The following is a 26,574-nucleotide window of genomic DNA, read 5'->3' as shown; positions in this document are numbered from 1 at the left end:
ACACACCCGCACTGTCATCCAAGGTGTGTCCGATTCATACCTCGGGACACGTTGCCTGGATGACAGTGCGTGGCCCCCCTGTGCCGTGACATGGTCCGGGCAACGCTCCACCGCCCACACGGCTCAGGCTCTCCTTTGATCCTTACTCCTCGGAACCGCTTCGCCCTGCTCTCCACCCTCCTTGCGCTCGGGACCGCGTGCCGTGATCCGTCGCCTCCCCCCGCGGCGCAGGCCAGGCCCCCCCGGGTCTCTTCGGACACTCCGGGTGGGAAGTTCGATCTGGGCGAGGTCGTCCGCCGGGTCCACTTTGCCTACCGGCCCGATGGCGAGGGCTGGAGCGCCGGGCACAGCGCGTGGACGGCACGTGCCACCGCGACGGGGCTCACCTTCACTCCGCGCCACGCCCTGGACGCCTCGCGCGTCCTCACGGGCACGCCGGTCACCTTTGGCGCGGCGAGCTTCTCTCGTGGCGGCGCCGGGCTCGAGCTTCCCGCCGGACGTGGCGGGGTGCGCGAGGATGGCTCGCTCTCGCTAACGCGGGGCGAGGTGACGGAGGAGTTCCACAACAGCGAGAGCGGCATCGAGCAGCGCTGGCACTTCGCCCGTGCGCCCCAGGGCGAGGGAGCGCTGCTGATCCGCGTCCCCGTCCGCGGGCTGCGCTTCGTGGGGGAGACGCCTCGCGGTGTCCACTTCGCCGACGCAACGGGGCTGGGAGTGCGCTACAGCCAGGCCGCCTGGACGGACGCCTCGGGGAAGCGGACGGAGCTTCCTGCCCGCTTCGTGGCGGGCGCGGTGGAGTTCCAGGTCCCGGCCGCGCTGCTGTCCGGCTCCTCCTTCCCTACCCTGCTGGCGCCCGCCATCTCTCCGGAGTTCGGGCTGGACACGCCCGTCACCGATCCGGGCAGTGGCACGCAGGCCGCGCCCGCCATCGCCTCCAACGGCACGGACTACCTGGCGGTCTGGACCGATGATCGCGGCGGCGAGGTGGACCTCTACGGCGCCCGGGTGAGCCAGGCCGGCGCCGTGCTCGACGGCTTCGGCATCCCCATCTCCACCGCGCAGAACGCGCAACTGAGCCCGGCGGTGGCCTTCGATGGGACGAACTACTTCGTGGTCTGGAACGACGGGCGACGCGGCAGTGGCACCGACATCTATGGCGCGCGCGTGAGCCCGAATGGCACGGTGCTGGATCCCAACGGCACAGTGGTCGCTACCTCCATCTCCTTCGGCCTGATGATGAGCACCCCGGCGGTCGCTTTCGACGGGGCGAACTACCTCGTCGCCTGGGAGGAGAAGAGCGGCTTCAGCGCCCCCACCAACCTTTATGGCGCTCGTGTGAGCACCGCGGGCACGCCTGTTGGTGGCACGCTCACCCTCTCCAACGCGACCGGCAACCAGAGCGAGGTCGCGCTGGCCTTCGATGGCACGAACTACGTGGCCGTCTGGCAGGACGAGCGCTCGGGCACCCAGGCGGACATCTACGCCACGCGGATCTCTCCCAACGGCACCGTGCTCGAGCCGGCCGGCATCTCCGTGAGCGCCGCGCCCGAGGCGCAGCGCAACCCCACTGTGGCGTTCGCCGGAACCACCGCGCTCGTCGTCTGGGAGGACTTCCGAAACGCCTCCACCGGCGCCGACCTCTATGGTGCGCGCATCGGACTGGACGGGAGCGTCTTGGATGCGGCGGGCCTGCCGCTCGTCCTGCAGCCGGCGGCCCAGTCGCGCCCCGCGCTCACGCGCCTGGGCAGTGAATACCTGCTCGGCTGGCAGGACCTGCGCTCGGCCACGAGCCAGTCGGATGTGTACGTGGCCCGGGTGAACGCCGCGGGCACCGTACTCGATGCCTCGGGCGTCGTCGTGTCCCAGGCCCCTGACGCCCAGCACTCGGTCGCGCTGGCCTCCAACGGCACGAGCGCCCTCATCACCTGGCACGATGCCCGAGCGCTCGACATCGTCGGGGCGCGGGTGAGCGCGGCGGGCGCGGTGCTCGACCCGGCTGGCTTCACCGCCAGCCGCTCGGCCAACACCGAGACGAGCCCGGCGGTGGCCTTCGACGGGACGAACTACCTCGTCGTCTGGCAGGACAACCGCGGCAACGGGTTCGACATCTATGGCGTGCGGGTGAGCGGCAGCGGCGCCGTCCTGGACGCCTCCGGCCTCGCCCTCTCCACCGCCAACGGGCACCAGCGCAAGCCGGCCCTCGCGTTCGATGGCACTAATTACCTCGTCGTCTGGGAGGACACGCGCGGCGGGCCCGCCGGTGACATCTATGGCGCCCGGGTGAGCCCGTCCGGGACGGTGCTGGATGCCAGCGGCCTGCCCCTGTGCCTCCGCGCCAACGCCCAGGAGAACCCGGCCGTGGCCTTCGACGGGACGAACTATCTCGTCGTCTGGGACGATGCCGGCACCAGCGCGGACCGGAACATCTTCGGCACGCGGGTGAGCCCCGCGGGCTCCGTGCTCGACGTCCTCTACTTCGGCATCAGCACGCAGGCGGGCGATCAGGTCGCGCCGGCCCTGGCCTTCGATGGGACGAACTACCTCGTGGCCTGGAGCGACTGGCGCAACGGCGTCTCCGCCGATGTCTTCGGCGCTCGCGTCAACCGGTCGGCCACGGTGCTCGACGCGACGGGCGTTCAGCTCGCCTCGGGCAGCGAGGCCCAGACGGACGTGGCCGTGGCCTTCGACGGGACGAACTACCTGGTCGTCTGGACGGACTACCGGCTGCCGCCCCACGCGAACCTCTTCGCGCGGCGGGTGCGGACGGCGGGGACGCCGCTGGACGCGACGCCGATCACCGTGTCGGCCGCCTCGGGGCATCAGCAGCTTCCCGCGGTCACCTTCAACGGCACGGACTTCCTCGTGGCGTGGCAGGACGGCCGCAACGGCACGGGCATGGACATCTATGGAGGGCGCGTCAGCCGCACGGGCGTGGCGCTGGACGGTGACGGTTTCGTCCTCTCGGAGAGCCCCGCCGCCGAGAGCCAGGTGACCCTCGCCTCCGGAGGCACGCAGGGCGTGCTCGCCGTGTACCAGGCGACCGACGCGACCCTCGGCAATCCCGTGCAGCGGCTGAAGGCGCGGCGGCTGAGCACCGTGGACAACACCCTGCCCACCGCCGACCCTCAGAGCGCCACCACGGATGAGGACCAGCCCGTGGTGCTGGAGCTCACCGGCAGCGACGCGGAGGGCGATGCGCTCACCTTCGTCATCGCCACGCAGCCGGCGCACGGCACGCTCACCGGCACCTCTCCGAAGTTCACGTACACGCCGGCCGCCAACTACTCGGGCCCGGACAGCTTCACCTTCACCGCCTCCGACGGCCAGGGGAGCTCCGCCCCGGCCACCGTCTCCATCACCGTCCTCGCGGTGAACGACGCGCCCATCGCCCAGGCCCAGACCGTCAGCACCCCGGAGGAGACCCCCAAGAGCCTCACCCTCACGGCGACGGACGCGGAGGGTGACGCCGTGACGTTCGCGGTGGCCTCCCCCCCGAGCCACGGCACTCTCACCGGCACGCCGCCGTCGCTCACGTACACGCCGGAGCCCAACTACATCGGCCCGGACAGCTTCACCTTCACCGCCTCGGATGCCCAGGGCACCTCCGCTCCCGCCACCGTCTCCATCACCGTCACCCAGGTGAACGACGCGCCGGTGCCCACCGCCCAGTCCATCACCACGAGCGAGGGCTCGCCCGTCAGCATCACGCTCTCGGCCGTCGATCCGGAGGGCAACAGCATCACCTTCGCCCTCGCCTCGCAGCCCGCGCACGGCACGCTCATCGGCACGCCGCCGTCGCTCTCGTACCGGCCCGAGGCCGACTACAGCGGTCCGGACAGCTTCACCTTCACCGCCTCCGATGGCCAGGCCACTTCGGCCCCTGGCACCATCTCCATCACCGTGACTCCGGTGAATGATGCTCCCGTGGCCTTGGGACAGTCCTTCACGGTGGAGGAGGACACCCCGATTCCGGTCACGCTCACCGGCTCCGACGTGGACGGCGACAGCCTGACCTTCGACATCGTCTCGCGGCCCACTCGCGGCACGCTCAGTGGCACGCCGCCGTCGCTCACGTACACCCCCGGGGCGAACTACCACGGGCAGGACAGCTTCACCTTCACCGCGTTCGATGGGCAGGCCAGCTCCGCTCCAGCCACCATCTCCATCACCCTCACGCCGGTGAACGACACGCCCACGGCCACCGCCCGCACGCTCACGGTCCAGGAGGACTCCCAGCTGACGGTGACGCTGGCGGGCGTCGATCCGGATGGGGACGCGCTCACCTTCGCGGTCGTCTCCCAGCCGAGCCACGGCTCGCTCACCGGCACGCCGCCGTCGCTCACGTACAAGCCCGAGCCCAACTACAAGGGGCCGGACAGCTTCACCTTCACCGCCTCCGACGGAGCGACCACGTCCTCCGCGGCGACGGTCTCCATCACGGTCACCAACGTCAACGACAGCCCGGTCGCCGTCGCGCAGGAGCTCACCGTCCCGGCGGGCAGCCCGACGCCCATCTACCTCAACGGCAGCGACTTGGACGGGGATGAGCTGACCTTCAAGGTCACCGCTCCCCCCGACGAGGGCCGGATCTCCGGCAACCTGCCGGACGCCATCTACACCCCTCCCGAGGGCTTCACGGGCACCACGCGCTTCACCTTCTCGGCGGGCGATGGCAGGGCGACCTCCACCGCCATCGTGCAGCTGACTGTGGTCGAGCGCTCGCTCACCGTGAGCGCGGCGGCCGACGTCATCCGCCCGGCGGAGGGCCAGCAGGTGCGCTTCTACGCCAACGCTGTGGACAAGGCCGGGGCGCCGATCTCGCTCGAGTGGACCTTCGGCGATGGCGCCACCCGCCAGGAGGACCTGCCCGTCCACGCCTTCACCACGGCGGGCACCTATGACGTCCAGCTCAAGGCCACCACCGCGACCGAGGAGGCCACCACAATGCTGCGCATCCGCGTGCGGAGCGCCGAAGCCATCGTCCTGGCGCAGGGGCCCTCGCAGCCGGCGGCGGTGGGCGAGGAGTCCGCCACGCTCGCCTTCCGCGTGGACGCGCCCGAGGCGGACCACACCTATACCTGGGACTTCGGCGATGGCAGCCCCACCGCCACGGGGGCCACCACCTCGTACGCCTGGAAGGACAACGGTCGCTTCACCGTGAAGGTGACCGCCTCGAACGCCAGCGGGGTGCGCTGGACCGCCTCGCGGGCCCTCGTCGTCCACAACGCGCCGCCCGTCCCGCTGCCCCAGGAGCGCGTGACGGCAAGCCTGGACAAGCAGGTCACTGTGAAGCTGTCGGGCTCGGATGCCGCCGCCACGAATGATGCGCTCGAGTGGGTGCTGGTCAGCGGAGAAGGCTCGCTGGACGAGGACGGCACCTTCCAATGGACTCCGTCCGAGGAGGGGCTCGCCACCATCATCACCAAGGTCATCGACGGCGATGGCGGAGAGAGCCGGCTGGCGTTCCAGATCGCCGCCGGCACCGGCTCCGAGGAGCCCTCCGAGGGCTGCGGCTGTGGCTCGGCCGGGAGCGACGCCTCGGGCGCGCTCGGAATGGGCCTGCTGCTGCTGGCGCTCATCGGCGTGTCTCGCCGAAGCTCGCTCTCATGACAATGCGCCTCCTCGCGGCCACCTGTCTCTGCCTGCTCGCCTCCTTCGCCCACGCGCAGGAGGCCGCGGCGGATCCGGATGCCGTCGTGCGGGAGATCCTCGAGCTGTCAGGGGCGCGCAAGCAGATCGAACAGCTGGTGGCCAACAGCCAGTCGGAGATCGGCGATGCGCGCGGCCAGCTCAAGCCCAAGGAGCAAAAGCAGTTCCAGGCCAGCATGCAGCGGGTGTTCCAGACCGAGCCGCTCTACCAGGCCCTCTTCGCGCACCACCGGGGCGCCTATGATGCCAAGAAGAGCGCGGCGGTGCTGGAGTGGCTGCGGACGCCCCTGGCTCGCAAGGCCGTCGAGCTGGAGGTCCGCGCGCTCTCCGTCAAGGAGCGCCCGGCGCTGCGAAAATACGCCCAGCAGATCCAGAGCAAACCTCCACCCGCCGCGCGCCAGGCGATCCTCGAGCGACTCCAGGAGGCGAGCCGCGTCATGGAGTTCAACCGGCGCATGGTCAGCGTGATGCTGCGAAGCGTGGTGAGCGCGTTCAACGCCGCGGCCCCCCCGGAGAAGCGCCTGCCACCCGGAAAGCTCGACGAGGTCATCACCCGGGGTCAGGAGCAGATCGGCCCCACCCTGAGGCAATCCGTCCGGGCCATCGTGCTCTACACCTACCGTGACCTCCCGGACGCGGACGTGCGGGCCTACACCCAGTTCCTCGAGTCGGACCTCGGCCGCTGGTACGTGCAGGTCAACATGGACGCGAACGTGAGCGCCATCGAGCAGGCGAGCACGAAGCTGGGTCAAGAGCTCTCCCAGATCATGGAGCAGAAGGTCACGGAGACGAAGGCGAAGAAGAAGAAGAAGCGGTGAACAACAGGAAGGTCCCTGGGGTGTGCAGGTCGACCAGCTTCAACCCGGCCGCCTCCAGCCAGCCCTGAATCTCCTCGACGCTGAAGGCGCGCACGTTGAACGCGGCCTCATGCTGGCGCTGGAAGTGCCGGTACAGCGGCCGCTCCGCCTTGCGGAAGGTGAGCACCGTGAAGGTGCCCCCGGGGCACAGGCACCGGGCCACCTCGCGGAAGACCGCGGCCGGGTCGGGAAAGAGCTGGAGCGCGTTGGAGCAGTTCACCGCGCCGACCTGGCCCGTCCCGAAGGGCAGCTTCTGGGCGTTGGCCCGCACGGTGGCCAGCTCCGGGAGGGCCTCCCGGATCGCGCGAAGCATCGCCACGCTCAGGTCGACGCCAATGACCCGGTTCATCCCCACCCGCTCCACCACGGCACGCGTCCACCGGCCGGCGCCGCAGGCGAGGTCCAGCACGGGACCCTCCGAGGGCTTCAGCTGCCGCTGGATGTAGGCGTCCTCATCCGCCTTGCTCAGCGCCCCGCCCCAGTTCGTGCCCATCAGGTTCACGAACACGCCCCGGGTGTGGTCCTCGTACCGGGTGATGTGCAGCGGATCCTGCATGTAGAGGGGCCCCAGGCCGAACTTCTTCATGGTGACCTGGGGCGCGAAGTCGACATACCCGTCGCGCCACGGATAGCTCGCGCCACACGGGCCACAGGCGAAGCCCTCGGGGCTCTGCGTGAGCGGACGGTGGCACTCGGGGCACGCCAACGCCCCCTGCTGGCCTCGGAGCCGCTCGGCGCTCATGGGCGGCCCTCCTCGATGGCGAACTCCGCCTGGGCGCCGAGCAGCGCCAGCAGCGCCACGGTCTCCTCTCTCCAGTAGGTGGCGACCTGCTCGGTGGAGAGATCCAGCGTGCGGCGCCACCGCCGATCGGTCGCGGCCTCCTCCTCGGTCACCTTCCAGAAGGCGGGCGAGGGCCAGCCACGGCAGATGATGTCCACGAGGCCCGGGTCGGCGAAGTCCGGCGAGCGCAGGCACCGCTCCAGCCGAGAGAAGTCCTCCGGGCCGAACCATCCCGGGTCAACCCCGCCAAGCACCTGCTCGCGGTCCTCGGGAAAGTGCGCGAGCAAGAACACCAACGAGAGCCGCGCCGGAGGGCTGTGTACGCACCGCCGCGCCGCGGCCAGCGCCGAGGGAATCGCGCGGCGTAGCGCCTCCCGCACCTCCTGCTTTTCGGCGGAGGTCTCCGCCAGCACGCCTAGCAGCAACGCGGCCCGGGCGACCTTCAAGGGCTCCGGCGCCTGAAGCGCACCCACCAGCAAGGGGACGGCCGGAAGCGTCGCGCTGGAGAGCCGCCCATCGGTCCACACCGCGCCCACGACTCGATGGAACGCCTGGGCGGACAGGTCCTGGATGAGCCCTGCCAGGTCCGCCGTGCTGCCATGCATCTGGGAAGAGGCGCCGGGAGACTCTGAAGCCGTGGGCATGGACCTGTCCTCCGCGGGCATCGTGGCAGGGCCCGAAATAGCCGCCAAGGTAGCGAACAGGCAACCCATCCCAGGAAGCTCGACAGGTAACAGCCTGCACCGCTCGGGCGCTCCTCACGCACACGCAGGCTCGCAGCTAGGGCTTCTTCCTCCCGGGCCACTCCGCCGCCAGTTGAGGGATCAGACTGTCCACATAGGAGCGGTACAGGGCGACGAGATCGATCTCCTCGGGATCGAGCAGCCACTGCAGGTGGGCGCCCTCCACGAACGCGTGTATCTCGCGCGCCTTCGCGTCGGCATCCACCCCGGCGCGAACCTCGCCGGTGCGAATCCCCTCCCGAAGGAGCTCGGCGAGGTGCTTACGGATCATCCGGCTCCGGCGCAGGAAGAATGCGCGGACCTCGGAGTCCTGGGAGAGGTTCTCGGTCTCGATCACGATGTAGAGCGAGGCCACGGTGGGGTCCTCCACGCTCATCCGCGCGTCATGCACCATGGCCTCGAGCGCCCTGAGCACCCCCGTCTGGTTCTTGCCGAGCTCGGCGAGCCGGGCGACGACCCGCGCGTCGTTCTCCTCGATGACCGCTTGCAGCAGGATCTCCTTGGTGGCGAAGTGATGCACCACGGTGGAGGGCGTCACTCCCGCCTGCTCGGCGATGGCCGCGAAACCCGTGCCGCGAAACCCGTACTGGGAAAAGAGTCGAATCGCGGCGTCGATGATGGCTCGCCGCCGCTCGACTCCCCGCTTCTGGACCTGACCTTTTCTGCCGGCCATTCACGCTGAGTACCACAGGGCCCCAGTGGACGGGTCAGTCCTCTACCACCACGGTCAACGGACGGCTCACTTCGGAACGTCTCGCCATCGCGGCGGTGATGACGTGCCTGCCTGGAGTCACCGGCCAGCGGTACTCGTGCGGATAGGACACGGTCGCCACGGGCACTCCGTCCACGAGCCAGACGATCGCCTCGGAGCTCGGCGACACCTCCGCCGCCAGGCGCAGCGTGGAAGCCGCGGCCGGAGTGTCCGGGTCGAACAGCAGCCGCACCGTGCCCCGGGGCTCGCGGATGACGACCTTCGGCTCGGCCGTCTCCGCGTCGCTCGGGCACAAGGGGCTCTCCTGCCGGGGCGCGATGTCGAGGTGCTGTCCCTTGGCCCACTGCGCGTAGACGTCCGGCAGGTCCAGCATGACCCGAGTGACGACCTCGGAGCCGGGGCACCGAGGGCCAGCGCGCAGCCCATTGCGCCGATCCAGCTTCACCCGGGCGTGGAACGGACAGGGCTCGGTGGGCGCGCTGCCAGGGTGGAACCACTCGCTCTTGCGGTGGGGACAGTCCGCGCTCGCGAGCCGCCCCGAGAGCGGGCAGACCTCCACCGCCACCGCGCGGTCGAGCGGAGGGAACGCGTCGAGGATCGGCTGCCACGGTCGATGGTCCGCCATCACCGCATCCATGATGCGGTGTGCCGCGGCGGCCGGGCCATTCGCCCCACCCACGCCGCTCATCCGCCGCCAGTCGTGGTTGCCGACCCAGACCGCGACGAGCAGCCGGTCGCTGAACGCCACCGTCCACGCGTCGCGATAGCCCTGGCTCGTGCCCGTCTTCACGGCGACGGCGTAGGGAAAGTCGAGCGGCCCACCGACCGGGAACATCGGCCGGCGCGCCAGCGGGTCGGCGAGCATGTGCCGAACGAGCTGCGCGGCCTCGCGGTTGAGCAGCCGCCGTGCCGGAACGCGTGGCTCATCCACGAAGCGACGCAGGGGGAGGCTCTCGCCCTCGCGCGCGAGGACGCCATACAGCCTCGCCAGCTCCTCCAGGGTGACCGGCAGGTTTCCGATCGCGAGCCCCAGGCCGTAGCGGTTCGGATCCCAGCCAATGCCCTCGACACCAGCGCCCTCGAAGAAGCGCAGCGCGGGCTCGACCCCGACCTCGGAGAGCACCCGCAGCGCGGGGATGTTGCGCGAGTTGCCCAGCGCCTCCCGCAGGAGCATGGGCCCCATGAAGGTGTGGTTGATGTTCTCGGGCAGATAGGCGCCGTCGGCGTCGGTCCGCACATCCATCGGCGTGTCCGGCAGCTCGGAGGCGGCGGTGAATGTGCCCTTCTCCAGCCCGAGCGCGAAGAGGAAGGGCTTGAGCGCCGAGCCAGGAGATCGCCGCGTGCGCACGAAGTCGATCGCCCCCTTATGCTCCTCGGAGAAGAAGTCCCGCGAGCCGACCCACGCGAGGATGTCGCCCGTGGTCGTGTCCACCACCAGCGCGGAGCTATTGCCCGCGCCCGCGTCCTCGATCCGCTCCAGGTTGTCCTCGAGGATGGCCGCGGCCCGGGCCTGGATGTCGAGATCCAGCGTCGCCATGGAGATGGGGCTGTCACGGCGCTTCGCCTGGGCGCTCCACTCGAGCACGGCATGCAGCGCCTCGGGCTGGCGGTGCGGCCGGGGCACGAGCCCCAGATCCGCGGTGAGCGCCTGCTCCAGCTCCACCGAGGACAGCGCGCCCTTCTGGTGAAGCGCCCGGAGGATCCGGTGGCTGCGCTTCATCGCTCGCTTCAGCCCATCCGGGGTGTACGGGTTCATGCGGCCGGGCATCTGCGGCAGCCCCGCGAGGAAGGCCGCCTGCGCCCACGAGAGATCCTCCACGGGCTTGTCGAAGTACAGCCGCGCGGCGCGGACCACACCGTGCGCCCTGTTCCCGTACGGCGCGATCGTCAGGTATTGGCGAAGCACCTTCTCGTGCCCGTGCGCGTGGATGAGCAACAGCGCCTCCAGTGCCTCGGAGACCTTGCGGGCCAGCGTGCGGTCGCCCTGCCCATGCATCCGCGCCACCTGCATGGCGATCGTGGAGGCGCCCGAGATGACGCGGCCATTGCGCACGTTCTGCACCACCGCGCGCCCGACGGACGGCAGGTACACGCCCGGGTGCTCGTGGAAGTGCCGGTCCTCCGTCACGAGCGTCGCCTCCACCACGCGCTCGGGCATCACGTAGGACAAGGGCCAGTACCCCAGTTCCCCTCCCCCGCCGGGAACCTCGCCGAGGTAGCGGCCCCGGCGATCGAGTACGAGCCGCGAGGGCTCATAGACCCGGAGCGTGTCGTTCAGGCCACGGACGTACAGCCCCAGGGCGACGAGCGACAGCACCGCGAGCGCCGCCCACGTCCGCCGGGAGCGGAGCCGCGGGCCCAGGAAGCGGCGCAGGTCCGCCCATGTCGGCCTATTGCTCATGCTCTCCCTTCACCACGATGCGCAGGCCCTCGCCGCGACCGCGCACGTCCTGCCGGTACATCTGCTCGGCATAGGGCGCGGGGTGTACGAACGAGCCCTCGGTGGCCGCGCGCACGCGGAAGTGGAAGGTATGGGTGCCCTGCGGCAACTGCAGGAAGTAGTAGCGGACCTCGTTGTCCAGCCGCTGCACGTACGCGGGAGTGATGGAGTCCGCCTGAGAGGGCTTCGCCTCCGAGCTGGCGTTCTCCAGCGCGGGGTTGAGCGGCTCGAGGCCCGCGGCGAACGGGACGACGAAGGCCACGTGGTTGCGAGCCTGATCGCTCACGAGCTGGGCATGGATCTCCAGGATGTCGCCCACCTTGAGGGCCTGCGTCTCGCCGGCCTTGTCCTGGAAGCGCGTCTCATCCGAGCCATCCGCGTGCAGGTGGGTCGCGCTCCGGGAGACGAGGAAGCCGCGCTGCAGTGACGTCACCTTGTCGCCCGGGGTGGCGGGCACGTACTGGTAGGCGACTCGCACGCCCACGGGACCGCCGGTGACGGTGGCCTCCAGGGGCTTGTCCGAGGCGAACGAGGTCCGGGCCGTCTTGGTCTCGCTGTTCACGGTGAGCGTCTTTCCGACCGAGAGCGCCAGGGCGGAGTTCGGCACATTGGGCTTGGCGCGGTCCAGATAGAGGGCCAGCGCGCCAATGGCCCGCCGGTTCTCATAGGTGCTCTGGAAGCCCTGCACGGGGTTCGCCTGGGCCAGGAGCGCGTCGCGCATCAGGTCGTGCCGGGGATCGGCCGGATCCAGTCGCAGCAGCGCCTCGAAGACCGCGGCGATCATCGCCGGCTGAGAGGACAGGAAGCCGTAGCTCCAGGAGGAGCGCCCCTCCTTGACGCCCTCGAACACCTGCTTGCCGCTGCGCAGCTTGACGATCACCCGGTCCCACAGCTCGCCCTTCAGCGAGTCGAGGTTGGTGCGATAGGTCTTCGGCTCGATCGACATGGTGGAGGCGAGGTCCGCCAGCGCCATCGAGTCCATGCGCTCGCGCTGGTGGAACAGGTCGACCAGGTAGTGCTCGTCCAACAAGCCGGAGTGCGAGAGCGCCCGGAGCGCGACGACCCGCTGGTTGAAGCGCCAGTCCGGGTTCAGCCCACCGTAGTCACTGCGCAGCACGCGCTTGAGGGCCTCGGAGGCACGCTCCTGCATCTTGGTATCCACGGGGAAGCCCGCGCGCGCGGCGGCGTTGAGGAACTCCACCGCCAGCGCGGTCACCTGCACATCGCCCGGACCGCCAGGCCAGAACGCGAACAGTCCGCTCGGGTCCTGGTAGGTGACCATCTCCTCCTGAATACGCTTCACATAGAGGCCGAGCTGCTTCGCGAAGGCGGTCTCCAGCCCGATCCGCCGGAACACCACGCCCTGCTCCACGTCGGGGTAGAGCTTGGACAACTTCTGCTCCAGGCAGCCGTGCGGGTACGCCGCGAGGTACTCCACGCCCGCGAACACCTCGAGCACGCCGGGCACGGACGTGGCGAGCACCTGCTGGGAGACCGTCCCCGGACGAGCCGGCTCGGGAATGGGCTTCAGCGTGGCCTTCCCAGCCTTCAGCGTGTCGAAATAGGCGAACTGCTCCGGCAGCCGGTCCGGGAGCACGGGCAACTGCACCTCGAACGCGTCCCCCGCCTTGTCGGACTTGCGCTCCACGTCCACGCGCACGGTGAGCGACTGCGGCTTCGACACGTCCGCGTCCTTCACCTGGATAGGGGTGACGAACGACATGGCCCGGTTGAGCTGCAGCTCCACGGCCTGGTTGAACGGCCGGGCCTCCACGGGGCCGGAGAGCTGCATGCTCACCGCGCCCGCCCCACCGCTGCCCTCGACGACCCGGCCCACGGCGCCGCCCCAGAACCGATCGCCCTGCCGGACGAAGCGCGGCAACTGCGGCTGCACCAGCACCGGCAGCCGCACCTTGAGCGTCTGCTGCTTGAAACCGAACCGCTGGCTGCCCGAGGCAGCCACCGCGCGCACGCGGAAGTTGGTCAGGTCATCCGACAGCGGCACCTCCACCGTCAGCTTGCCGGACGCGGGGACCTGCAAGGTCGCCTGGTAGTAGGGCACCGTCTGGAAGTTCTTCCGCACCACGCGCTTGCTGCCCGTCGCGTTGGCCTCCTCCTCTTCGGCGCCGTCACCGCCCGGATCCTCCTGATCGAACAACTTGCCGATCAGGCTGTTGCGCGTGTCGCGCACCGTGGTGCCGCGCGCGTTGCGGGTGATGAAGGCACTGAGCGGATCCAGCGGCCCTTCCGACGCGAGCGACAGCACCGCCTCGTCCACCAGCCACAGCGTCACCTCGCCCGAGAGCGGCGCGCCTCGGTCGTCCTTCAAGAAGACCTCCACCGGAATCTTCGTCCCCGGCCGAGCCACCTCCGGGTGCTTCAGCTCCACCTTCACCTCGTTGCGGGAAGGCTCCACCTCGATGTCGATCGAGGCGCCGAGCGTCTGCGGCCGATAGCGCGCATCCTCCGTCTTCCCCTCCCCCAGCCGGCCGCGCATGAGCGCCACGTGTACGGCGATGTTCGGGGTGTGGTTGGCCTTGATGGGCAGCTCGTACACCGCCTTGCCGCCGGAGACCTCGCGCCAGGTGTACGTGTTGCCACCCGGCTCCTCGACGACCACCAGCGCGCGCCCCTGCTGGAACGGGCTCTGGATAATGATGCGCGCCGTGTCCCCGGGCCGGTACTTCGGCTTGTCGGTGGCGAGCTCGAAGACGCCCTGGCGCGGCTTCTTCCAGGCGACCGGCGTCTGGCCACCCACATAGAGGTCGGCGAAGAGCGTCTGCACGCGCCCCAGCTTGTCGCGGGCGATGAGCTCCACGACGTACACGCCGGCCTCCTTGAGCGTCAGGGTGGGCCCCACCGGCTGCGTGTCGGTGGCCACCACCTGCTCGCTCAGCTTGATGTCCTCCTGCTCGGTGACGTACTTCGCGTCGCCGGTGGCGAAGTGCGTCTCGCGAAGCTGGCTGTGCCAGACCCGCCGGAACAGCCGCACCGTCACGTCCTGGCCCTTGACCGGCTTGTCATCCACGCCGATGGCGAGGATCTCCGGCTTCAGCTCGAAGGGCTTGTCCGAGTACCGGGGCAGCTTCATCCCCAGCGTGAAGGGCGGCAGTGCCTTCACCTCGGTGACAGCCGAGACCGGCTGATTGTCGGCGCCCGTCACCGTCGCCTCGAAGCGGTAGACGCGCGCGCTGCCGTCGAGGTCCAGCGCGGGGTTCACCTGGAGCTCATCGGCTCCGCTGTCATCCAGCTCCACGTTGCGGCGGATGACATCGGGCGCGCGGCTCTGGCCCTCGCGGGCGAACTGCGTGCTCGAGGCGAAGAGGAACCCCTCGCGGCCCTTGGGCACGTAGTAGTGGGGCCGGCGCGTCACGGTCCACGCGATGGGCTGCCCGGCGACGTTGCCTCCGGCGTAGTAGCGGGCCACCGCCTTGACCTTGAAGGGCGCATCCAGCCGCGCGGTGTTGGGGCCCGACAGCTGCACCTCGAACTGGGGGACGCGGTACGCCTCGATCATGAACTTGCGCCGGGCAACCTCCTGCCCCGTCTTCTTCTCGCGGAGGACGGCGTGGAACTCTCCCGTGGGCACGTCCTTCTCGGTGAACTCCGCCGAGAAGCCACCGAGTGCGGTGAATGTGGCCGCCGTCGGCCAGCGCTGATCGCCCGGGCCTTCCACCCGAAGCTCATAGGTGTCCGCGCCACCCGCGAGCTGCAGCTCGCCGCCTGTCTTCCGCCGCACGTAGCCCTTGATGAAGACCTTCTCGCCGGGCTTGTAGATGGGCCGCTCGGTGAAGATGAACCCGAGGAGCGCATCGTTCCGGGGAGGCGGGATCTGCTGGCCGATCCACTCGAGGAACCCCGAGGAGGGCGACCAGTGGTTCCGGGCGAAGGTGGCCGGAGGGCTGCGCGGGTCCAGCACGAGGAGGTCATCTCCGCTCTGCACGGAGATGCGCTTGAGGCTCTGCCAGTCCGCCTGGGGCCCGAGCGAAGCACGGCCCGCGTCATCCGTGGTGAGCGGCAGCGAGAACGGAACGTTCTTCGTCTGTCCCGGGCGCGCTGGATCCGGCACCCGGCGCTGTCCCTCCAGGAGGATCCTCGCGCCGCGAACCTCCTTTGCCTCATCCAGGGTGCGGACAAAGAAGACCGCGCGGTCCCGCTCCTCCACCGCCGTGAGCGAGAGGTTCGTCACCTGCACGCGGACATAGGAGCGCTCGGGCGCACCGGTCAGGCGGCGCAAGCCGACGAGGTACGTGCCCGGACGCTGGCGGCCCACCACCTCATCGAGCAGAGGCCCCAGATCGAGGCCAAAGCTGGTGGTGCCGCTCTTGTTCGCCAGCGGCAGCTCGACCACCCGCGAGACCAGCGGAGAGCCCAGCAGCCGGATATGGGCCTTGAGCTGCTCCGGGCCGATGTAGCCGGCGGTGTTCTCTGGCGTCGCGGGCTCCTCGCCCGGGAAGGGCGGCGCGCTCTCCTCATTGATGACCACCGGGCGCTCCGGGAACGGCCAGATGCCCTCGTGGAGCGGATCGATCCGATAGATGCGCACGTCCGCCCGCGCGTCGCCGTAGCCCTGCAGCGGCAACATTCGAGGGCCCTTCGCCTCGACCAGGGCGTTGGCCTGGCTCCAGCGCAGGAACGCCGTCTTCCAACCCAGGTGGAAGAACACCTGCGCGTTGCCTGGATCCCGCAGCGACCGGCCGCTGTCGTCCTGAATGGGCGCGGCGGCGATCTGCAGCCGGTAGAGCGTGTCGGGGACGAAGCGACCGCGCAGCGAGACGCGGCTGCCGTAGCTCTGGAAGTGGAGGTCCGGAACGGCGGGCTCCAGGCGCACCAGCTTCTTGAGCGCGGTGAGCGTCAGGTCCTGCACGTTGGCGGAGAAGACGAGCTGCGGCAGGTCCCCCTGGTTGCCGCACGAGAGGGCCATGTCCTTGGGCACGGAGGCTCCGCCCACCAGCCCGAAGCTCGAAGAGCCGCACTGGATGGACTGGAGGTGGAAGGAGGGCCGGGTGGACAGCCTGCCCGTCCAGAGCACCTTGTCCTCCTCGCCCAGGGCCAGGCTCACGGTGACGCGGAGCTGCCGGCCCTCGGGCACATCCTCATCGAGGGTGATGGCGTAGACGGCCGGGCTGCGCTGGCTCTCTCGCGGGAGCTGGGAGAGCGTGAAGTCCTTCACCACGCGGGTGGGCGAGTCGGCGAGGCCCGGCAGCTCGCGAATCTCCAGCGTCAGCATCTGCTTGAGCGCGGCGAGGGGCAGCGGCTGCGGGAAGGTGAGGGTCAGCGTGCGGAAGGGCCGCAGGTCCGTGCTGTCCGCGTAGGGCGCCATGGCGGAGGGCGCCGACATCATCGTCGCCAGCACCTTGCGCGTGTCTCGCGCCTCGAAGGCGAAGCGCTGCAGCGGAGGCCACGGCTCGGCGGGACGGAATTGGAGCGTCTTCTTGTCCGCCCAGAAGTACTGGCCGGGCCAGGAGGGCGTGAGCTTCAGCAGCTTCGCGCCGTCATCCGCGGCCCGCTTGCCGGGGCCCACGTTGTCGGAGAAGTACACGGTGACGGGATCGAACCCGCGCAGGAACTGCTCGGGGAGGATCCGCGCCTGGCCGCCCTGGGGGCGCTGGCTCTCATCGGCGGGGCGGTAGTCCTGGGCCGCGGCGGGGAGCACCGCGAGCAGTGCGAGGAGCGCGGCCGCGCTGGGGGAGACGGACATCACGGGTTCACTCCAATCCGCTGGAAGAAGTCGCGCAGGTATTCCTCGGGGACGTCGGCCTTGGCGCCGGCGAGCCCCACGAGGACGGGCTTGAATTTGAGAGGACGCGCGTTGGCGGGCGCGTGGATGGCGAGCAGGTAGCTGCCCTTGTCGAGCTGGAGGAACTGCTGGCAGCCCTGGCCCAGCGCTCGCTGCGCGGCGTCGAGCACCGTGCATTCGAGGAGCTCCGCCGGCACCTGGAGCCCCAGGCCGATGCGGCCCGGAGACTGGGTGGCGAAGCGGAAGAATCGCGTCTGCGTGGGAGCGATCCAGCTCTCTTCGCTCGCCACGCCCTCCTTCAGCTCCTTCACGGGCTCCTGCGTCCAGTGGACGGTGCCGGAGAGCGGACGGTCGGCGAAGCCTCGCACGACGAGCCGGTAGCCGCCGGGCGGGAGCACCTCGTCGATCGCGCAGCCCTTGTCATCGCCCCGCACCCGGAGCACTGCGCCGTCCCGGACGATGCCGCACACCCCCGAGCTTGAGCGCACATGCACCAGCGCCTCGGACGCGAGCGTGAAGGAGCGCTCCACGTGGGGGCCCGCCAGCTTCACGGCCTTGGCCGCTGGCAGCTCCGTGCCCGCCTGGGTGAGCAGACTTCCCAGCGCGGCGCTGCGCAGCTCCGGAGCCGGCGCGAGCACAGCGCGCACGCCTCCCGCGTCCAGGTCCAGCATCAGCTCGCCGGAACGTCCCGCGGGCACCTTGGCATCGCAGCCCTCCAGCCGCGAGCCGTCATCGAGCGTCGTCACGCACCGCAGCGCGCCGGAGACGGCCAGCTGCCGGGGTGTCGGCTGCGCCCCGAAGGCGATCGGCTGCCGCGCTGGCGCGGGGGTCACCGCCTCGTACAACTGGCCGAGGTTGATGCGCCTCTGCGCCAGATCGATGGCGATCACCTCCGCCTGCGCCCGGGCCTCCTCGGGAGAGTGCAGGAAGATCGAGCCGCCCTTGCCGGTGAGCACACACGCCGTCAGTGCCGAAGCGGGCGCGCACAGATCCACCGCCGTGCCCTGCTCGTCCACCAGCACCGCCCAGGCGTTCTTCGGCAGGGAGAGCTGCACGCGAGAGGCCGAGGCGGGCATGCGCAGCTGCACCGTGGGCCCTTGTGACCAGGCAAGGTTCTGCAACCCTGGCTGCAGCGGCGTCGAGACCGAGGGTACCGGCACCGAGAGCCGAGAGACGGAGGCGTCACTCGGGCTGAAAGCGGGTGTCCACCACCGCGCGAGCGACTGCTGCGTGGGACCGGTCGCAGCCACGCACATGAAGTCGTCCTGCCGAGCCGTCCCACCGACGAGCGAACAGGCGGGATTGCTCCGGTCCCCTACCTGCACGCTGGCCTGAAAGAGGTGGAGAGACGACTCCCGGGTGGACTGTCGCAGCAGCGAGATGTCCCGGGTGAGCCGCAGGCGCTCCGTCTTCGGGCTGTCGATTGCGTCGACGACCTCGGCGAGCTTCAGGGAGGTCTCCTGGGCTCCCACGCCGCTGAAGATCCACTCCCCGGCCTCCAGCGAGGCCTCGCCCGCGCAGCTCTTGAGCGGCCCCCTTCCCGTCGCTGGCAGGCAGTACACCCCTGCCCCCGTCTGATATCGGCCCGGCTGCGCGAGCTTCGCCAGCACCGCCGCTCCCGCTGGGATGCTCCCGCCCGAGAGGGGCGCCACCGGGCGAGTCCCCAGGCTGGCCGTGACCTGAGCGCCGCTGGAGAGCGTCCACACCCGCACCCGCCACGTCGCGCCTCCTGGGCGGACGAGCAGGACACACTCCCGCGTGTCGAGTTGCCGCGTCACCACCGCGCCCTTGTCATCCTCGAGCGCGCAGGCGATGGGCGTCTTGCCGCGCAGGACGACCTCCTGAACCGCGTTGCCCTCCAACGGCGGCAGCGTGGCGCGCTGCACTCCGGCATCCAGCTTGAGCGTCGCCTTGTCCGCGAGGGTGCCGGCATCCGTCACCTTCGCCACCGCGACCGAGACACGCGTCGGACCGGGCTGCTGCGTCTGGCTCTCCAGCACCAGCGTGTAGTCGCCCGCCGCGAACGGCTCGGCGATGGCGCAGTTCCAGTCCGCTCCACGGTCGGCGTTCTCCACGACCAGGTTGCCCTCGGCATCGAAGATGCGGCAGCGCACGTCCGTATCCCCCTGAGTGGAGAGGCGCAGTGTGCCCTCCGCCGGCAGGCGCAGCGGGACGCGATCGGGCGCGTTCAGCGTGCGGGAGACGCCGGGAACCAGCGTGTCGACCCGCAGATAGACCGCGTACGTAATCGACACATCGCCACGGCTGTGCTCGGCGACCAGCCGGTAGCGGCCCGGCTCCAGCGTCAACGCTCGGCCCAGCGGTGCCGACGCATCCGTCTCCGGAAGCGGCGCGGAGGTGGCCGTGGCTTCCTCCTCCGAACCCTCCTCATAAGAGGACTCGGGCGGCGACTCTTCGGAACCTTCCTCATACTCGCCCTCCCCTTCCTCGTTGGACGGCTCGGGAGGAGGCACATATGCGCGCCTCCGGGGCACGGCGCGCCCCTGCGGGGTGGTCAGCTCCGGAGTCATTGCCTCCAGCGTCTCGACGGGCTTGAGCTGATTGTCCGTGCCCACCGTGTAGAGGCGCCCCTGCATCCCGTTCGTCAGCGCGAACGAAACAGCCGTCCTCGCGGGGACCTCGAACGAGAACTCGTCCTTCCCATCCTTACCCAGCTCGGCGCGGTACCAGGCGTTGAACCGCAGCGGATGTGCCTTGTTGCCCTTGAGCGTGATGGTGGGCCGCACCCGCTCGAGCGACGTGCGGCGCATGCTCTCCACCGTGAGCGGAAGCTGCGTCCAAAGGTAGCGGCCCTTCGACAGCACCATCGTGCTGGTGCAAGGCGCGGGAACGGACACCACCGGCCAGCCCTGGGGATCATCGAGCCGACACTGGAGCGCGCCGCTCTGCGCGGCGGTGCTCAGCGTGTACTCCGCCCGCTTCGGCACCTGGAGCTTCTGTTGGATGAGCTCGCCCGCGTCGGCGCGGAAGAACACCTCGGCCTCGCCGCTCACACCCTCGGCGGACTTGACCGAGCGCCGCTCGAGCACCACCGCGCCGCGCCCCCGGCTCTGCCCTACCGTGCGCACATCCAGGAGGTAGCGCCCCGGACGCAGGTACGAGGAGACGAGGCAGTTACGCCCCCGCCCTCCGCCCGAGGCGGCGCCCACCTGCTGCACCACGGGCGTGCGGATCTTGCACTCGGTGGAGAGCAGCCCCTGGGTCGTCACGTGGTAGAGCCCGGCGTCCTTCACGTCGAAGGTGAGCGCGTGGGACTGGGTGCGCTCGAAGTCGAACCACGCGGGCTGCGCCGGCGCGAGCACCGGCAGCGGAGCGAGGTTGGGGTTCCAGGCCACCAGCGGAGGAGGCGCGGCGGGAGGAGGCGCCGGCCTCCGAATGGACAGCGAGAGGGCCGAGACGCCCGGATTCTCGACCGTGAGCTCGCCCGCGCTGCCAGGCAGCGCACAGACCCCATCCTTCGCGTCCACCTTCGTGCCCCCGAGCGTGCAGCGGAGCGGCTCTCCGCCCAGGCTGCGAACCTCCACCGGTCGTCCTGCCTCGAGCGGGAGCTTCAGGGTGGCGCCACCTTCGAGCAGCAGCGGCAGGGGCTCGCTCAGCGTGAGCGGCAGCGGGCGGACGAACAACCCGCGCAGGGAGCGGTCCGTGACCCGCGTGCTGCTCAGGGCATACCGGGTGTCCTTCTGCAGGCGCATCCGAGGGAAGAGACAGGACACCTTGGTGGGCGTCTCGGCGGAGACCTTCTGATTCTCCTGGGCGAGGGTGACGGTCTCGATTCCCTCGGTGCCCGCGTAGATGCGCAGTTCGTACAGGCCGGGCGAGACAGGGACCGTGACGCGACACGTCTCGGCAGTGGACAGCGTCTCGGTGAGGCGCACGGACTTGCTGGTGTCGACGCGGAACAGCTCGCAGCGGTTCTTCCGGTCGCCGCTCGTCTGGAAGGTGTAGCGCCCGGAGCGAGTCACCTCGAACTGAAGGATGGTGCTCCGGCCGTCGTAGTTGAACGCGCGGCGGAACGGCTTGTCGCCCACCTGCAGCAGGTCCCGGCCGATCAGGACGGTGTCCGACATGGGGACGAACTGGCTCATCGCGCACCCCACCGGCGCGCTGTCCTGGTCGATGGGGGTCTCATGGATCGCGACGAGGTGGTCACCGTCCCGCGCCGCCTGGAAGACCATCGCGGCCCCGGTGCCGTACACGCCATCGGTCCACCCATCCGTCATGAGCCTCGCCCAGCGCAGCGTCACCCGCGCGCCCGGCTCGCCCCGGATGAGCGCCACCCGACGGCTCTTGCCCGAGGGCACGGCCCGGCACTCGGGGACGAGCGCTTTGCCGTCGATCTCACAGGTGGCCTCGGCCGAGGAGAACAGGTTGGTGGCGCCCTCCGCGCTCATGCGGTGCAGACTCAGCCGCGTGCTCGTCTTCGAGCCGCCCTCGCGCGAGAGGAAGAACGCGGCCGCCTCCTCGGGGAACTCCAGCGTGGCGAGCCCCGTCTCCGGCAGGGTGACGGAGGCGATCCGGTCCTCGGAGGCCATCGGAAATTCCCACGCCACGGTGAGCCCCGAGTCATCCGCGTCGGTCTGGGTCCACTCCGTCGAGCCCGAGCCGTAGGCGGTGAGCAGGTACACGCCTGGCTCGAGCACGGGCTCGAACCACCACTCGTGAATGGGCATGCCAGGACGCGGACGCGGCTGGGTGTCCCGCGCGGAGATCGGCTCCAGCCACTCCCCCGTCCGCCACAGCCGCACGTCCCCCACGTGACGCCCGGCGATGCGCAGCGTCACCGGCTGGCGCTTGTCGATCTTCAACCAGTACGAGGCCTGCTGGCGCGACAGCAGGCGCTGCTTCACCTCGCGCCGGGGCTCCAGGCGCAGCGGCGTGGCGTTGAGCTCCTCATAAGGAGTCACCGACAGCGCGACCTTCCCCGTGCCCTTGGACTTCGAGCTCAGGCGCAGCTTGTAGGTGCCCGCATCCAGCAGCAGATCCAGCTCGCAGCTGGAGCGGCCTACCGCGCCCGAGTGCGCGAACGGCCCGCGGACGTGGTCCACGAGATCGCACGCGGTGCCCGCGGGGCTCTGGGCCTTGACGATGTAGCGCCCGGCCCGGTCCAGCGAAAGGATCGCCTCCTGCGCCCCACGGGCGGGAACGGTCGCCGGGGACACCGAGGCGGCATGCACCAACAGGAGGGGGAGCGTCAGCAGCGGCAGGCTCATGGAGGCTTTCGCGCGAGGTTTGCGCGGAGCCTTATCAGCAAGCCCTGGGCCACTTCATCCCCACGGGGGAACAGCCCAAAGCGTGGCCTCCCTGCCGCGATGAGCGTGGTTGGTTGACCACGAGTCCGGGTGCCTCCTCGAGCCGCCCGCCCAGCCCCCATCCACTGGACGAACGGCGCTCCTGACGTTGCCTATGCTTCACTTCAAGGCCTCACCGGGTTCACCCCCCGTGGAGACACTTCCCCCGGCCCGGCGCGGTCCCCACGCTACGGGCATGAGCACACTCTCCAAGATTGCCGGTCTCGTGGGGCTCCTCGCGCTGGGCGCGGCCACGGCTTGCGGCGAGCAGAGCATCGAGAGCGAACCCGGCGACCTGCGGTTCAGCTTCGAGTCGGACGCCGAGGGCTGGCGGGGCGCCTTCGCGGACTATCCCTCCGGCCGCGAGCAGGACTTCGGCCTCGCCTTCGAGCACCGCGCGCTGCCCGCGGAGCTGGGCACGCCCGGCAAGGCGCTCTTCCTGGAAGGCGACAACCGCAGCGATGACCTGTTCATGTACCTCACCCGCGAAGTCACCGGGCTGAGTCCCAACACGTCCTATGCCCTCAGCTTCGAGGTGGTGCTGGCCAGCAACGCGGGCTCGGGTTGCACGGGCATCGGAGGCGCGCCGGGCGAGAGCGTCTACCTCAAGGTCGGCGCCTCCCCCGCCGAGCCGCGCGCCGTGGTGGATTCCGGCGGCGTGATGCGCCTCGACCTCGACAAGGGCAATCAGTCCAATGGAGGTGCGAACGCCCAGGTGATCGGCAACGTCGCCAACGGCGTGCCGCAATGCCCCGCGCCCTACCGCCTCGTCACCCGCACCAACACGGACTCGCCCTTCGTCATCTCCACGGGCGAGCAGGGCTCGCTGTGGCTCCTGGTGGGCACCGACTCGGGCTTCGAGGGCACGAGTTCGCTGTACTACGACTCCATCCGGGTGCTGCTGGAGCCCCGCTGAGGGCTCCTCTAAGATCGCGGCGCATTGGGCGTTCACGACTTCCGCGTCGCCCGACGTCGCCCATGACGAACTCCTCCCAGACTGCCCTCCTCCTCCTCTGTACCCTGCTCGGCACCGCGTCCGTGGCGGCGGATGCACCCGCGGTGCCCGCCCCCTCGTGGGCGGAGGTCCGCAAGGCGCGCATCGCGCGGCTGCTGCCCGAGGCCATGACGCGCGCGGGGGTGGATGCCTGGGTGGTGGTGTGCCGCGAGAACAACAACGATCCCCTGGCCGCCCACGTGGGCGGAGAGAACGCGGTAGGCGCGGCCGCGTTCCTCTTCCTGCGCGAGGGAGAGAAGGTGCGCTCGGTGGCCCTGTCGCCCGAGGGCGAAGCCAAGGCCCTGCGCGATGTGGCCCTGCACGACGAGGTGGAAGCCTTTCCCCGAGGCGCGAACCTCTACGCCACGGTGGCCGAGCGGCTGGGGCGTGGGCAGTTCCGCCGCACCGCCATCAACTTCTCGGAGTCGCTCTCGGTGGCCGACGGGCTGTCGTCCACCCAGCGGGAGCGGCTGGTCGCGGCGCTGCCCCCGAAGCTGCGCCAGCGCATCGTCTCCTCCGAGCAGCTGGTCATCGAGTGGCTGAGCATCAAGCTCCCCGAGGAGGTGGAGGTGATGCGCCGCGCGGCCGTGCTCACCGCGCGCTTGGAGGAAGAGGCGTACCGCACGGTGGTGCCGGGCCGCACGCGGGACTCGGATGTGGCGCGCTTCCTCAAGCGGCGCATGGCCGAGCTGGGCGTCACCGACGGGTGGCAGCCGGACCAGAACCCCAACGTCAACTCGGGGCCGGACCGAGGGCACTCCCACGCCACCGACCGCGTCATCCAGCCGGGAGACTTCATCCAGACGGACTTCGGCATCAGGGTGCAGGGCCGCTGGGTGACGGACATCCAGCGCTTCGCCTACGTGCTGGCGCCGGGGCAGAAGCAGCCGCCCCCGGAGGCGCTCGAGCGGTGGGAGAAGGCCAAGAAGGGCAACCGCGTGGCGCTCGCCGCCATCAAACCTGGAGCGCGGGGCTGGGACGTGGACAAGGCGCAGCGCGACTGGATGCGCGAGGCGGGCAGCGAGCCCGTCCCATGGGGCACGGGCCACTCGGTGGGCTACTGGGCCCATGACGTCGGACCCGCGCTCTCGGGAGCCCAGAAGGGGCAGCCCGCGCAGGGTGCCTCGGCGCGCATCATCCGCCCGGGCCAGGTGTTCGCCTTCGATGGCTTCTTCGCCTGGAAGCTGCCCACGCTGGGAGAGACGAAGACGATCTCGGTGGAGGAGATGGCGGTGGTGACGCAGACGGGCGCCGAGTACCTCATCCCCCCGCAGGAGGAGCTCCTGCTGATCCCCTCGCCCTAGCGACGGCCCGAGGGAGGCGGCGTGGGCGCGGAGACGCCACTGGAGGCGCTCAGCCTCGCGGCGCCCAGCACCACGGACTGGCCCGGCTCATCCAGGTACACGGGCACCTGGACGAAGAACTCCTGGGCGCGCTGCATGAGCAGGGGCATCCGGCACATCTCTCCCACCAGCAGCACCTCGTCCACGTCGCCGGGGAACATCGACTTCGCCGCGAGGATCTGCTCGCACATCTTCAGCGCCGACTCGACGAGGGGCCGGGCCAGGTCCTCCACTTCCCGGCGGGTGATGACGGTGTTGAAGTCCCCTGCCCGTCCATTGGCATCCACGGTGGCCAGGGGAACGAGGACCCGGGCCTCCGGCTGCGCGGAGAGCTGGATCTTCGCGAACTCGGCGGCGCCGGCCACACGGTAGTGCGCGGCGGGGTTGTTCTTGTCCGCGGCCACCCGCACGCCACTGGGGAGCTTGCGCATGAGCAGGTCCAGCACCCGCTTGTCCAGCTCGGCGCCACACAGGGACACGTTGCCCTCGGTGCCGAGCACCTGGCACTGCCGCGCCGCGTAGCGCACGAGGGAGGCCTGGAAGCAACCCCCACCCCAATCGCACACGATGGCGGTGCGCTCCGGCTTGCCGCGCCGCCGCTGGAAGGCGCCCAGGGCCACGGCGGTGGGCTCGGAGATGATGCGCTCGACGTGCAGCCCGGCCAGGGCGGCCGCCGCCGTCATCGTCTGGGGCAGCGGATCGTCCTTGCGCGTGGGCGGCACGGTCAGCACGGCCCGGTAGACGGGCTGCCGTAGGTAGTTCTGGGCCCGCTCGCGCGCCTCGTAGAGGAGCATGGCGGCCAGCTCCTTGGCGGAGAAGGTGCGGTTGCCCAGCACGACGGCGGCAAGCCCGTCCGCGCCCCGGACGACCTGGCACCGGAGCTGCTCGTACAGCCAGCGCAGCTTCGGGTCTCCATAGGGCGCGCCCAGCAGACCCTTGATGCCCCACACCGCCAGCGCGGGGACGGAGGCCTGCTGACCTCGGGCCGCGTTGCCCAGCACGATGCGGCCCCCGCTCCCCAGGGCGACGACCGAGGGCGTCCCGTCCATGCGCTCCGAGGGAACACAGACGGTGTTGCCCTGATGGAAGACGGCGACGCGGGTGTTCGTCACGCCAAGGTCGATGGCGATGACGGGCCCGGTGCTTTTCGTGGAGGGGTCCGGAGGCCGGACGCGATCGAGCGGACAATCGGTGACTTGGAACTGGGCCTGGGTCATCGCTCCCCCATCCTACAGAACCCGAGTTGTCCCTGGTGCTGCAGGAAATCGCGCTCGATCTGCTCGCGCTTCCGCGTCAGGACGGACCAGTAATAGAAGCGCCGGGGGAACAGCGTGTTCCGCCGGGCCAGCTGGTTGCGCAGGATGGCGACGCCGCAGCGCAGGTTCACCGCGGGATCGGTGATGTTGGCTTCCATGGGCTCCAGCGCGCAGCCCTCGTGCCGGGTCTGGTCGCCATAGCTGAGCTGGAGCAACCCCACGCTGAGCGTGCGCAGGGGCCGGGGCTCCATGAAGGTGCGCTCCGGGTCGAACCCGGACTCCAGCCGGGCGATGGAGGCGAACAGCAAGGCCCAGAAGGCCTTCTTCTCCTCGCGGCTGGCGCCGAAGTAGCCCGGGCAGAGCGTCTGCACCTCCTCGGCGGGCACCTTGTCATCCTCGAGCAGCGGCCGGCCGATGTCGTCCAGCGCCTCGGCGATGACCAGGTTCCACTCCTGCCTCCAGGCGCGGCCCTGCTCCTCGCGCACCTGGGCGAAGCGGGCCCGGGGCGGCGGTGGCGGCAGGCTGACCAGGGCCTCCGAGGAGGGCGCGGAGGGGCCCCGCCCAACCCCGGTGCGCACGGTCGCGGGGCGCACCGGCTCCCGGTGGGCACACGCCGCCCCCAGCAGCAACCCGAGCAACCCGACACGCTTCCAGCCACGAGTGTCCATGGACCCCACCAGGACCACCATCTCTCCAAGCCACGATCGAGGCAACGCCCCCCCACGCACCTCCATCCACCTTCCGACAGGG

Annotated in this window: 12 protein-coding genes; 4 read left to right on the top strand and 8 right to left on the bottom strand. The window is 70.3% G+C overall.

The features are described from left to right. Window positions 1-135 precede the first annotated feature (135 nt). Both SYV04_RS42965 and SYV04_RS42960 read left to right on the top strand, forming a co-directional pair. A complete protein-coding gene (locus SYV04_RS42965) occupies window positions 136-5,610 on the top strand; it encodes an Ig-like domain-containing protein (RefSeq protein ID WP_321551937.1) in 5,475 nt (1,824 codons plus the stop codon). Beyond that, window positions 5,607-6,467, top strand: coding sequence for a P-loop NTPase family protein (locus SYV04_RS42960; RefSeq protein ID WP_321551936.1), 861 nt, complete (start codon window positions 5,607-5,609; stop codon window positions 6,465-6,467). The genes SYV04_RS42965 and SYV04_RS42960 overlap by 4 nt, the downstream gene beginning before the upstream one ends. Here SYV04_RS42960 and SYV04_RS42955 read toward each other — a convergent pair. The 6 genes from SYV04_RS42955 to SYV04_RS42930 form a co-directional block, all read right to left on the bottom strand. Further along, on the bottom strand, window positions 6,430-7,248 hold the full coding sequence (locus SYV04_RS42955; protein ID WP_321551935.1) for a class I SAM-dependent methyltransferase: 819 nt from the start codon (window positions 7,246-7,248) through the stop codon (window positions 6,430-6,432). The two genes, SYV04_RS42960 and SYV04_RS42955, sit on opposite strands and share 38 nt — an antisense overlap. Then, the gene (locus SYV04_RS42950) at window positions 7,245-7,931 is read right to left on the bottom strand and encodes a hypothetical protein (protein WP_321551934.1); all 687 of its coding nucleotides are present in this window, start codon (window positions 7,929-7,931) and stop codon (window positions 7,245-7,247) included. The genes SYV04_RS42955 and SYV04_RS42950 overlap by 4 nt, the downstream gene beginning before the upstream one ends. A gap of 136 nt (window positions 7,932-8,067) precedes the next feature. Continuing rightward, complete coding sequence (locus SYV04_RS42945; RefSeq protein WP_321551933.1) at window positions 8,068-8,703, bottom strand: TetR/AcrR family transcriptional regulator; 636 nt, start codon at window positions 8,701-8,703, stop codon at window positions 8,068-8,070. Between the two features lie 34 nt (window positions 8,704-8,737). Further along, window positions 8,738-11,143, bottom strand: a complete 2,406-nt coding sequence (locus SYV04_RS42940; RefSeq protein WP_321551932.1) for a penicillin-binding protein 1C — start codon at window positions 11,141-11,143, stop codon at window positions 8,738-8,740. Next, window positions 11,133-16,883 carry an alpha-2-macroglobulin gene (locus tag SYV04_RS42935; RefSeq protein WP_321551931.1) on the bottom strand — a complete coding sequence of 1,917 codons (5,751 nt, stop codon included), beginning with the start codon at window positions 16,881-16,883 and terminating at the stop codon, window positions 11,133-11,135. Before SYV04_RS42935 ends, SYV04_RS42940 begins: the two co-directional genes overlap by 11 nt. Continuing rightward, window positions 16,883-22,153, bottom strand: a complete 5,271-nt coding sequence (locus SYV04_RS42930; protein ID WP_321551930.1) for a hypothetical protein — start codon at window positions 22,151-22,153, stop codon at window positions 16,883-16,885. Before SYV04_RS42930 ends, SYV04_RS42935 begins: the two co-directional genes overlap by 1 nt. Before the next feature lie 274 nt (window positions 22,154-22,427). Between SYV04_RS42930 and SYV04_RS42925 the strand changes: the two genes are divergently transcribed. Both SYV04_RS42925 and SYV04_RS42920 read left to right on the top strand, forming a co-directional pair. Beyond that, window positions 22,428-23,147: a hypothetical protein gene (locus tag SYV04_RS42925; protein WP_321551929.1), complete on the top strand. Its 720-nt coding sequence runs from the start codon at window positions 22,428-22,430 to the stop codon at window positions 23,145-23,147. Window positions 23,148-23,209: 62 nt separating this feature from the next. Continuing rightward, window positions 23,210-24,529, top strand: coding sequence for a M24 family metallopeptidase (locus tag SYV04_RS42920; protein ID WP_321551928.1), 1,320 nt, complete (start codon window positions 23,210-23,212; stop codon window positions 24,527-24,529). On the opposite strand, the gene SYV04_RS42915 is transcribed toward SYV04_RS42920, so the two are convergent. Together SYV04_RS42915 and SYV04_RS42910 are read right to left on the bottom strand one after the other, a co-directional pair. Continuing rightward, window positions 24,526-25,785, bottom strand: coding sequence for an Hsp70 family protein (locus SYV04_RS42915; RefSeq protein ID WP_321551927.1), 1,260 nt, complete (start codon window positions 25,783-25,785; stop codon window positions 24,526-24,528). The two genes, SYV04_RS42920 and SYV04_RS42915, sit on opposite strands and share 4 nt — an antisense overlap. Next, window positions 25,782-26,492, bottom strand: a complete 711-nt coding sequence (locus SYV04_RS42910; RefSeq protein WP_321551926.1) for a transglycosylase SLT domain-containing protein — start codon at window positions 26,490-26,492, stop codon at window positions 25,782-25,784. The genes SYV04_RS42915 and SYV04_RS42910 overlap by 4 nt, the downstream gene beginning before the upstream one ends. Window positions 26,493-26,574 lie beyond the last annotated feature (82 nt).

The sequence above is a fragment of the Hyalangium ruber genome, assembly GCF_034259325.1.
GTDB lineage: Bacteria > Myxococcota > Myxococcia > Myxococcales > Myxococcaceae > Hyalangium_A > Hyalangium_A rubrum.
The sequence above is the reverse complement of the archived record's forward strand: the minus strand, read 5'-3'. Positions and strand labels throughout refer to the sequence as shown.